The organism is Cellulomonas algicola (genome assembly GCF_003851725.1).
In the GTDB taxonomy this organism is placed as follows: Bacteria; Actinomycetota; Actinomycetes; order Actinomycetales; family Cellulomonadaceae; genus Cellulomonas; species Cellulomonas algicola.
Genome location: NZ_BHYL01000327.1, coordinates 1 through 10,142, shown reverse-complemented (window position 1 = coordinate 10,142; position 10,142 = coordinate 1). Strand labels below are relative to the sequence as shown.

General features: G+C 76.4%; 7 protein-coding genes. 1 reads left to right on the top strand and 6 read right to left on the bottom strand.

All coding sequences use genetic code 11. From position 1 onward, the window contains the following. The 4 genes from CTKZ_RS17950 to CTKZ_RS17935 all read right to left on the bottom strand — a co-directional run. Positions 1–1,174: protein kinase family protein (locus tag CTKZ_RS17950; RefSeq protein WP_200829808.1), on the bottom strand; the 1,174-nt coding region annotated here is incomplete at its 3' end. Between the two features lie 300 nt (positions 1,175–1,474). Further along, the gene (gene murJ, locus CTKZ_RS17945; protein WP_124344212.1) at positions 1,475–3,106 is read right to left on the bottom strand and encodes a murein biosynthesis integral membrane protein MurJ; all 1,632 of its coding nucleotides are present in this window, start codon (positions 3,104–3,106) and stop codon (positions 1,475–1,477) included. Beyond that, on the bottom strand, positions 3,103–5,460 hold the full coding sequence (locus CTKZ_RS17940; RefSeq protein ID WP_124344211.1) for a DUF6049 family protein: 2,358 nt from the start codon (positions 5,458–5,460) through the stop codon (positions 3,103–3,105). Before CTKZ_RS17940 ends, murJ begins: the two co-directional genes overlap by 4 nt. Next, a complete protein-coding gene (locus tag CTKZ_RS17935) occupies positions 5,457–6,011 on the bottom strand; it encodes an NUDIX hydrolase (protein ID WP_124344210.1) in 555 nt (184 codons plus the stop codon). Before CTKZ_RS17935 ends, CTKZ_RS17940 begins: the two co-directional genes overlap by 4 nt. 98 nt (positions 6,012–6,109) lie before the next feature. On the opposite strand from CTKZ_RS17935, the gene CTKZ_RS17930 reads away from it, so the two are divergent. Beyond that, positions 6,110–7,633, top strand: coding sequence for a CCA tRNA nucleotidyltransferase (locus tag CTKZ_RS17930; RefSeq protein ID WP_124344209.1), 1,524 nt, complete (start codon positions 6,110–6,112; stop codon positions 7,631–7,633). Between the two features lie 16 nt (positions 7,634–7,649). Here the strand turns inward: CTKZ_RS17930 and CTKZ_RS17925 are convergent, their stop codons facing one another. Next, positions 7,650–9,311, bottom strand: a complete 1,662-nt coding sequence (locus tag CTKZ_RS17925; protein ID WP_124344208.1) for a SpoIIE family protein phosphatase — start codon at positions 9,309–9,311, stop codon at positions 7,650–7,652. Next, positions 9,308–10,142: MFS transporter (locus CTKZ_RS17920; RefSeq protein WP_371852392.1), on the bottom strand; the 835-nt coding region annotated here is incomplete at its 5' end. The genes CTKZ_RS17925 and CTKZ_RS17920, both read right to left, overlap by 4 nt.

Sequence of the window (10,142 nt, the reverse complement as noted above, 5' to 3'; positions counted from 1 at the left end):
TCCCCGCGGCGTCCGCGCCGGACGCGGCACCGGCACCGGCACCGGCGCCGGCACCGGCGCCGGCACCGAACACGGCCGTGGGTGCACCGCCGACGAGCCCGGGCGCGACCGGCACGGTGGGGTCGACGTCCTCGGCCGGACCGCCGGCGACGCCCGCACCAGGGCCGGCTGCGGAGAACGCGCTGGACCGCGACGGTGCCGCGGGCGGCGGGGTGCCAGGTCGGTTGGCGCCCGGCGGCGGCGAGTCGAACGCGCTCCGGACGGACTGACGCTGCACGCGGACGGGTTCGGTGTCCCGCGAGACGATGTCGGCGAGGGTCGGCTCGGTCGCGGCCGCGACGGCGCCGCCGAGGACCGCGGTCGCCTCGGGGACGGCTGCGACGGCGCGGATCTCCCCCCACGGCTCGAGCTCGCGCACGAGCTCGCCAGGGCTGTGGGGGCCGTCGTCGTGCGGGCCGAGCGTCACGGCGCACAGGGTGTCGAGGTCGGCGGGGATGCCGGCGACCAGGTCGGACGGCGGGACGGGCCGCGCGCCGAGGAGCGGGGCCTCGGGCAGGGGGTCGCCGGCGCCGGGACGGTCGCCCGCGGGCCAGAGGCCCGTGAGGGCGGCGTACAGCAGCCGGACGAGCCCGACGGTGTCGGAGCGCGTGGTGGCGCGCGCGTCGCCGCCGGCCGTGCCGAGGAGCGCGGCGTCGAGCGCGAGCCCGCCGAGGAGCACGCGGCCGTCGGAGTTGACGTGCAGGACGGAGGGGCGCAGCGCGAGGTGGTGCACGCCGCGGCGACGGGCGACCTCGAGCGCAGAGGCGGCCTCGCCGATGACGGCCCGCGCCTGGTCGGGCGTGAGGGGCGCCCGCGCGACGAGCTGGGCGAGCGACGGGCCGGTGATCTGCTCGGAGACGACGTAGCCGACGCCCTCGTGCGTGCCGACGTCGAGCACGCGGACCAGGCGGGCGTCGGTGACGAGCGCGGCGCGGCGGGCGGCGTCGAGGGCGGGCGCGACGGCACCGGCCTCGAGGACCCGGACGCGCACGGGGCGGTCGAGGATCTGGTCCGTGGCCTGCCACGCGGTGGCGCCGTCGAGGTCGGAGGGTGCGGGCGCGACGATGCGGTAGCGGCCTGCCAGCACGGTGCCTCGTCCGACCTCGCTCACCAGCACCTCCTCCGGGTTCGTCACGTCAGTCCACCTCCGCCGACCCTACGGGGCGGGCGACGCGGTGGTCACCTGCATGGTAGACGGCGGCCCTGGACAGGACGGCAGACGGGCATGGTATCCGGACGGACCAGGACAGGTGGGGACGGGTCGGGCGACGTGGGGCGGCCTGGGGACGGCGGTCGAGCGACGCGGGCTGTGGACGGCTCGCTCGCGCACCGACGGATCGCGACCCCGCGCGACGCGGGCTGTGGACGGCTCGCTCGCGCACCGACGGATCGCGGCCCGCGCGAACGGACCGTTCGGCGTGGACCCGCGGGTCCGTCAGCCCCGTCCGGGCCGGAGCCGCGCGAGGACGGGCCGCAGCAGCCCGTCGAGCTCCTCGACCCGCAGGACGCGCAGCGCGCCGACGTAGGCGACACCGCCCAGCCCACCGGCGACGACGCACACGACGACGGACCCGAGCAGGCCGTCGGGGAGCCCGAGGGACAGGACGCGCGTCGCGAGCCACGCGACGAGCGCCGCGGGGAGGACGGCGACGAGCGCACGCACGTGCACGCGCACGATGCGCCCGCCGTCGACGCGCCCGAGCCGGCGCCGCAGGTGCCAGATCGCCGCGACGGCACCGACGACGTAGGACACGCTCATCGCGAGGCCCGCGCACGCGGTCCACCACGACGGCGGCGCGACCACCATGCCGAGCAGCGTGCCGACGACGACGACCACGGCCATCGCGACCTGGATGGGCACCATGCTGCGCGCGTCCTCGTACGCGTAGTAGACGCGCTGCGCCATGGACCAGGCACCGAACGCGGGCAGGCCGACGACCATCGCCTGGACGACGCGGGTGGTGGCCTCGACGGCTTCGGCGGGCGCGGTGGCCGCGATGATGTCGGTGACGGGCCGCGCGAGGACGAGCAGCAGCCCGGCGGCGGCGACGGTGAACAGCCCGACGACGCGGACGCCGTAGGAGAAGGTCGACCGCACGCCGTCGACGTCCTCGTCGTGGGCCTGCCCGGACAGCCGCGTGAACAGGGCGGTCGCGAGCGACACGGTGACGAGCGAGTGCGGCAGCATGAAGATGCTGAACGCGACGTCGTACGCGTTGTTCGACGCGACGGTCGCGGCCTCGGCCTCGCTGGGGGCGCGGGAGACGACGCGCGACACGACGAGGTTGCCGAGCAGGCCGATGCCGAGCCCGACGAGCGTCCACGTCGCGACCTGCCCGGCCCGGCCGAGGCCCGAGCCGCGCAGGCCCCACCGGAACCGGTAGCGGACACCCGCGCGACGCAGCGAGGGCACGAGCACGACCGCCTGGGTGACGACACCGAGCGTGGAGATGCCCGCGAGCAGCGCGACCTGACCGGAGGTCCACGACGACGCGACCGCGACACCGCTCGTCTCGGGGCTGCCGAACACGACGATGAACGCGACGAAGCCGCCGATCGCGACGAGGTTGTTCACGACGGGCGCCCACATGTAGGGGCCGAACGAGCCGCGCGCGTTGAGCACCTGCCCGAGCAGCGCGTACACGCCGTAGAAGAACAGCTGCGGGATGCACCAGTAGGCGAACGTCGTCGCGAGCGCCATCTGGTCGGGCGCCGCGTCGGCGTAGAGGTGGACGAGGAGCGGCGCGGCGAACGTGAGGACGACGGTCGCGACGGCGAGGACGACGAACCCGAGGGTCAGGAGGCGGTCGACGTACTCCTGCCCGGCGTCGCGCTTGTAGGCGCGCACGACCTGCGGCACGAGCACGGCGTTGAGGACGCCGCCGGCGAGCAGCATGAACAGGATGTTGGGCAGCTTGTTCGCGACGGAGAACGCGTCGGCGGCCTCGCCCGTGACGCCGATCGCGGCGATCAGCACCATCATCCGCAGCAGCCCGGTGGCCCGGGACACGGCGGTGCCCGACGCCATGAGCGCCGCGCCGCGTCCGATGCTGCCGGGGCCGGTCATGAGGGGTCCTCTCGTCGGGGTGGTCCGGGCGGTGTCCCGACGGGCGGCGGGCCCTGGCCGGCCCTGTCGCCGTCGTCGGGCGCCCTGCCGTGGTCCGTCGCACCGTCGTCGTCCGTCGCACCGCCGGTGTCCGCGACACCGCCGAGCACCCCGAGCGCGGTCGGCGCGTCCGACTCGGCCTCGAGACGGGCACCGCGGCGCGCGCTCTGACCACGGCGGACCGTGCGCACGATCCCGAGGACGAGCCCGACGAGCAGCAGGACGCCGACGACGACCGTGCCGACGTCCTCGATGGTCGGCTGCACGCGTGCGCTGAACTCGACGGGTGCGGACACGGGGGCGCCTTCGACCGTCTCGAGGTGCGCGAGCACCCGGACCTCGCAGTTGGCGTGCGCGACGAACCGGACGACGACGCTGCGCTCGTCCCGCGCGTCGACCTCGACCGGCTCGACGGGTTGCGCCTCGAGGCACGGCTTGCCGGGCGCGACGACGAGCTGCACGGTCACGGGCACGGCGAGCGCGTTGCGAACGGTCATCCGCGCGTCGGTCGACGACCCGAAGATGTTCGCGGTCGGCGGCTGGACGATCGTGAGGCCGCTGGTGCGCGCGTCGAGGTCGGCGACCACGGCGGCGACGAGCGCGTCGCGGCCGGTGCGGTCGGCACGCCACGCGACGGACAGCGGGGCCAGCACCTCCTGGTCGACGCCGGTCAGCAGCGCCTCCGGCTCGGACGTGACCTCGGCGAACGCGAGGGTGCGCTCGCGGGCCGCGGCCAGCACCTGCACCTGCGCGGGCGGCATCTCCGCGGCGTCGGACGCCGAGTCGGACGCCGTCGTCCGCGTCTGGGCCATGCCGTCGAGCAGCGAGGACGCGGGCCGCATCCGGACCCACGGCGCGTCCTCGAGGGCGCGCAGGAGCGTCGTCGTGTAGGCGACGTCGGGGATCCACTCGCGATCGGGAGCCAGGAGCACGTCGGGCGGGTCGGACTCCTCCCGGGTCGCGACCGCGAGCTCGGCGAGGGTGCGCTGCACGGCCGTCGCGGGCGACGCGTCGGGCTCGACGCTGCGCGGGTCGGTGAGGAGGTGGGTGAGGACGGCGTCGGGCGCGAGCGCGGCGACCGTCGTGCCGGCGGCACGGACCTGGGTGCGGGCCGCGGTGGCGTCGTCGTCGTCGTCGGGGTCGCGGGTGGGCAGGACGAACGCGGCGGCGCCCGCGTTCGTGGCGAGACCGATCGTCGCCTCGTCCGGGGTCCGGGTGCCGGTGCCCCACAGGACGACGGGGACGTCGCCGGTGCCGCTCTGCTCGGCCCAGCTGCGTGCGGCGGCTCCGGCCGCGGCGGCGAGGTCGGCGCGGGCGCCGTGCGCGACGGCGGCGACGTCGGGGTCGGACCAGGGCAGGGACAGCACGTCGCGCTCCGCGAGCACCTGCGTCACCTGGTGCGACCACTGCCGGGCGCGCGGTCCGGCGAGGGCCGACTGCGCGAGGAGCGCGGGGTCGACGACGGCGCTGACCGCGGGGGCCTCGTCGAGGAGCCGGGCGAGCTGGGCGAGGCGCTCGCCGGTCGCGGTGGCGTCCTCGAGCCGCGCGACGGACGACGCGTCGGGCGGGCTGACGGCGGCCGCGGGGCTGCTCGACGGACTGGGAGCGGCGTCGGCGTCGCCCGTGCCGTCGGTCTCCGGGCCGGTGGCACCGTCGGTCGCGGCGCCGTCCGGCGGCTGCTCGGCCCCCGCGTCGGTGCCGGGCAGCGTGGGGGCGAGGGGCGGCCCGACGACGGGGACGGCGACGGACACGTCGGTCGCGGGGACGTCGTCGGACGGGAGCCACAGCAGGAAGGTGCGTTGCTGCCCGACGACGCGGCTGCCGGCCCGGGCGTCGACCACGAGCCCGCGCGGTCCCCACACGTCGGCGCCGTCGGCGAGCCGGATGTCCGCGGCGGGCACGGTGAGGTCGACCTGCACGCTCGCCCCGGGCTCGAGCGGGCCCTCGATGCCGGCGACGGCGTCGGTGCTGCGGGACGACAGCCCGCCGGACACCCACGCCTCGAGGTCCGCGCGGGTGTGCGGACGGACACGGCTGATGCGCAGGACGGCGGACGGCGAGGTGACGGCCTCGGCGCCGTCGTTGCGGATGGTCGCGGTGACCGTCAGGTCGTCGCCGGGCCGCAGTACCGCGGGAGTCACGCGCGTGACCTGCACGGATACCGGCCAGGTGGCGGTCGGGCTGGGGGAGGGGGTGCTGGTCGCCCCCGCGGGGGGCACGGCCACGAGCGTCCCGAGGCACAGCACGGCGAGCGTGACGGCGAGCAGGACGACGGCCGCGCGGTGGACCTGGCCGCGGCGCAGGGCCGCGCTCATGCCTCGCCGACGAGCACGACGAGCGCCGCCTCGGCGAGACGCCGTTCGTTCGGGTACGCGAGCCGGTCGTGCAGGTCGGTCACGGCGACCCATGCCGCGTCCTCGGCCTCGCCGTCCGGGTCGCCCTCGACGGTGAGGGTCCCGCCGACGGCGCCGAGCAGGAAGTGGTGGACGACCTTGTGCACGCGGCGGTCGTCGCCGGAGAACCAGTAGTCGATGACGCCGAGCCGCCGCAGCACCTGCCCGGTGATGCCCGTCTCCTCGGCGATCTCGCGGACCGCGGCCTGCTCGGGCGTCTCGGTGCCCTCGAGGTGGCCCTTCGGCAGGCACCACTCGAGGCGGCCGGCGCGGTTGCGGCGTGCGATGACCGCGGCCTGGTAGACCCCGTCGCGCTGCTGGACGACGATCCCCCCCGCGGACGTCTCGTCGACGACGGGCAAGGGGGTCGGGGCGGGCCGCACGACGGCGTGCCGAGGGTCGATCCGCAGCGCGTGCCCACCGGGCGGCGCGGGCACACCCCCGGGCACGGAGGGCTGCGCCGGGCTCGACATGCGGCCACTGTAACGACTCGCCGGGAGCGTCCGGTTCCGCACCGGCCCGCCCGGGTGCGCGCCGCACGACCACGACCGCGTCTGGCAGGCTTGGACGAGTGCCCTCCCTGGACCCGACCGGCGCCGCGACCGGCGTGAGCACCACCGACCCCTCCGCGGCCCTCGCGGCGCTGCGCCGCCGTGCGCTCGGCGTGCTCGCCGGGCTGTCGGGCGACGCGATCGAGCTCGGTGAGCTGTTCCGGGCGGCGGGCCACGAGCTCGCGCTCGTCGGCGGGCCGGTTCGTGACGCGTTCCTCGGCCGGCTGAGCGCGGACCTCGACTTCACGACGTCGGCGACGCCCGACGAGACCGAGGCGATCCTCGCGCGGTGGGGCGACGCGCACTGGGACATCGGCCGCGAGTTCGGCACGATCGGCGCGCGCCGCATGCCGGGCGGCCGCCGGGGCAGCACGCGCGACGTGCTGGTCGAGGTCACGACGTACCGCACCGACGCGTACGACCCGTCGTCGCGCAAGCCCGAGGTCGTGTTCGGCGACTCCCTCGAGGGCGACCTGTCGCGCCGCGACTTCACCGTCAACGCGATGGCGGTGCGCCTGCCGGACCTCACGTTCGTCGACCCGTTCGACGGTCTCGCGGACCTCGCGCGCGGCGTGCTGCGCACCCCGGTGGACCCGCGGCAGTCGTTCGACGACGACCCGCTGCGCATGATGCGCGCGGCGCGCTTCGCGGCGCAGCTCGGCTTCGAGGTCGACCCGGCGGCGCGCACGGCGGCCACCTACATGGCGGAGCGCATCGCGATCGTGTCGGCCGAGCGGGTCCGCGACGAGCTGTCGAAGCTGCTGGTGTCGGCGCAGCCGCGCGTGGGCCTGGAGGTGCTGGTCGAGACGGGCCTCGCGGACCACGTGCTGCCCGAGCTGCCCGCGCTGCGGCTGGAGATCGACGAGCACCACCGGCACAAGGACGTCTACGAGCACTCCCTCACGGTCCTCGACAAGGCGATCGCGCTCGAGACGGGCCCGGACGGCGCCGTCCCCGGGCCTGACCTGGTGCTGCGTCTCGCGGCGCTGCTGCACGACATCGGCAAGCCGCGCACGCGCCGCTTCGAGCAGGGCGGTGGCGTGAGCTTCCACCACCACGAGGTGGTCGGCGCGAAGATGGTCGCGAAGCGGCTCAAGGAGCTGCGGTTCGACAAGGCGACCGTGCAGGCCGTCGCGCGGCTCACCGAGCTGCACCTGCGTTTCCACGGGTACGGCGAAGGCGGGTGGACCGACTCCGCGGTCCGCCGGTACGTGACCGACGCCGGCCCGCTGCTCGAGCGCCTGCACCGGCTGACCCGGTCCGACTGCACGACGCGCAACCAGCGCAAGGCGGCACGCCTCTCGGCGGCCTACGACGACCTGGAGCAGCGCATCGCGACGCTGCGCGAGCAGGAGGAGCTCGCGTCGATCCGCCCCGACCTGGACGGCACGCAGATCATGGAGATCCTCGGCATCGGCCCGGGCCGCGACGTCGGCGCCGCGTACCAGCACCTGCTGGAGCTGCGCATGGACCGCGGTCCGCTGGGCGAGGACGCGGCGCGCGCGGAGCTGCTCGCGTGGTGGGAGGCCCGCACCGCGGGCTGACGTCGTCGGCGTCGCGTCAGGCGCGGCGCACGACGAGGAGGCACACGTCGTCCTCCTGCTGCGCGCCGACGAGCGCGCCGACCAGCGCGTCGCGGACCCCGGCCGCATCCGTCCCGTCGGGGACGGCGGCAAGGGTCGCCTCGAGCGCGGCGAGCCCGTCGGCCAGCGCGCGGTCACGCCGCTCGACCAGGCCGTCGGTGTAGAGCACGAGCGTGGCGCCCGCGGGCACCTCGACGGTCGCGTCGGGCACCGTGGGCAGGCCCGGCAGCCCGACGGGCGTGCGCAGCGAGCCGTCGAGCCGCTGCACGCGCCCGCCCGGCAGCCGGAGCATGGGCGGCGGGTGCCCGGCGCGCGCGTAGTCGAGCCGCACGCCGCCCACGCCGTCGGGCGTCCAGCGTGCGTACACGCACGTCGCGATGTCCGCGAGGTCGAGCCCGCGCACGACGCCGTCGATCCGGTCCAGGACGGCTCCCGGCGCCGAGCCCTCCCACGCGTACGACCGGAGCAGCGACCGCAGCTGGCCCATGGCGGCGGCGGCGCGCAGGTCGTGCCCGACGACGTCGCCGACGGCGAGCCCGACGGTCCCACCCGCGAGGGGCAGCACGTCGAACCAGTCGCCGCCGACCTCCGCGAGACGGCTCGACGGCAGGTACGACGCGGCCACGTCGAGCCCGGGCACGTGCGGGATCTCCGGCAGGAGGCTGTGCTGGAGCGTGAGCGCCGCGCTGCGCTGCGCCAGGAACAGTCGCACGTTCTCGAGCGCGAGCCCCGCGCGGCGACCGAGGTGGGCGGCGGTGACGACGGTGTCGGGCGTGAAGCCGTCGGTCTTCTCGTGCACCAGGCACAGCACGCCGAGCACGCGCTCGCGGGCGCGCAGCGGCACGACCATCGCGCTGCCGAGCCCGAGGCGCTGCAGGAGCGCGAGCTGTGCGGGGGTCGTCCGGCCGGGGAGCGAGCCGACGTCGACCGGGAACGGCTCCGCGACGTAGCCGGGCGGGCTCGCGAGGGCGCCGAGCGTGCGGGGCGAGCGCTGGAGCCAGCTCACGTCCTGCGCGCCCAGGCGGTCGGCGAGCGCGACGTCCGCCGCGCTGCCCGCGACGACGTGCACGTGCTCGAACCGGCCGCGCTCGTCGGTGACCGCGACGAAGCCCCACGTCGCGAGGGGCGGGATCGCGACGTCGGCCAGCGCGTCGACCGCGTCGTTGTAGTCGAGGTGCAGCGCGAGCTCGTCGCTCACGCGCGCGAGCAGGTCGAGGCGGGCTGCGGACCGGTCGTCGCCGAGGCCGGCCTGCTCGGCCTCGACGCGCGCGGTGACGTCGGTCTGCACGGCGACGCGCCGCACCACGGCACCCGTGCTGTCGTGCACGGGCATGATGACGAGCTGGTTCCAGAACGGCGTGCCGTCGCGCCGGTAGTTGAGCAGCAGCGCGCCCGCGGTCCGGCCCTCGTCGATCGCGGTGCGGAGCTCGCCGAGCGCGGCGGGGTCGGTGCCCGTGCCCTGCAGGAACCGGCAGTTGCGCCCGAGCACCTCGGACGCGGGGTGCCCGGTCAGCTGCTCGAACGCGGGGTTGACCCAGATCAGCGGGTCGTCGGGCTGCGTCGGGTCGCTGATGCACGCCGCGACCTCGCCGTCGACGAGCGCGAGGCGCAGGGCCTCCTCCGGGGTCAGGTCGATCACGAGCCCGTCACCTCCCGGGACGTCGGGGCGGCGGCCGGACGGTCGGGACCCGGTGCGGGGTCGTCCGTCCGACCGGTGCGGCCGACGACACGCGTCGTCGCGGCGCCGTAGAGCAGAGCGCCCGCAACGTACCCGACGGCGAGGACGACGAACAGACCGCGCGACCACCCGGTGTCCGGCAGCGTCACCGCGCCGAGCGCGGCGGCGCCGACGAACGCGGCGTTGTAGAGGACGTCGTAGAGCGCGAACGCGCGTCCGCGGAACGCGTCGTCGGTGTCCCGCTGCACGATCGTGTCGACCGCGATCTTCGCGCCCTGCGCGGCGAGGCCCAGCGCGGCTGCGCCCACGAGCACGGCGGGCCGCGCGACGGTCACCGCGAGCAGGCCCTGGCTCAGCGCCGCGAGGCCGAGGCACAGCACGATCCACGTGTGCGGGCCGGTGCGCGGCGACAGCACGGGCGTGAGGACGACGGCGAGCGCGAAGCCGACCGCGGACGCCCCGAGCACGGTGGCGAACGTCGCGAGGCCCGCGCCTGCATCGGCCGGGTCGGACAGCAGGTTGCGCGAGATGAGGATGCTCGCGATGAACGTGACGCCGTACAGGAACCGGTGCGTCGCCATGATGCCCAGCGCGTAGGCGGGCGTCCGGCGCTCGACGAGGTGCCGCGCACCCGCGACGAGCCCGCGCGCGAGCGTGCCGAGCGCGTGGCGCAGCTCCGTGGCGTCGGCCCGCTCGACCGGGCCGAGCTGGTCGCGGCCCAGCCGCGTCGCGAGCGCGGCGGCCGTCCCCATGACCACGGCGGCGAGCGCGAGCGCCGCGGCGTCCTTGCCC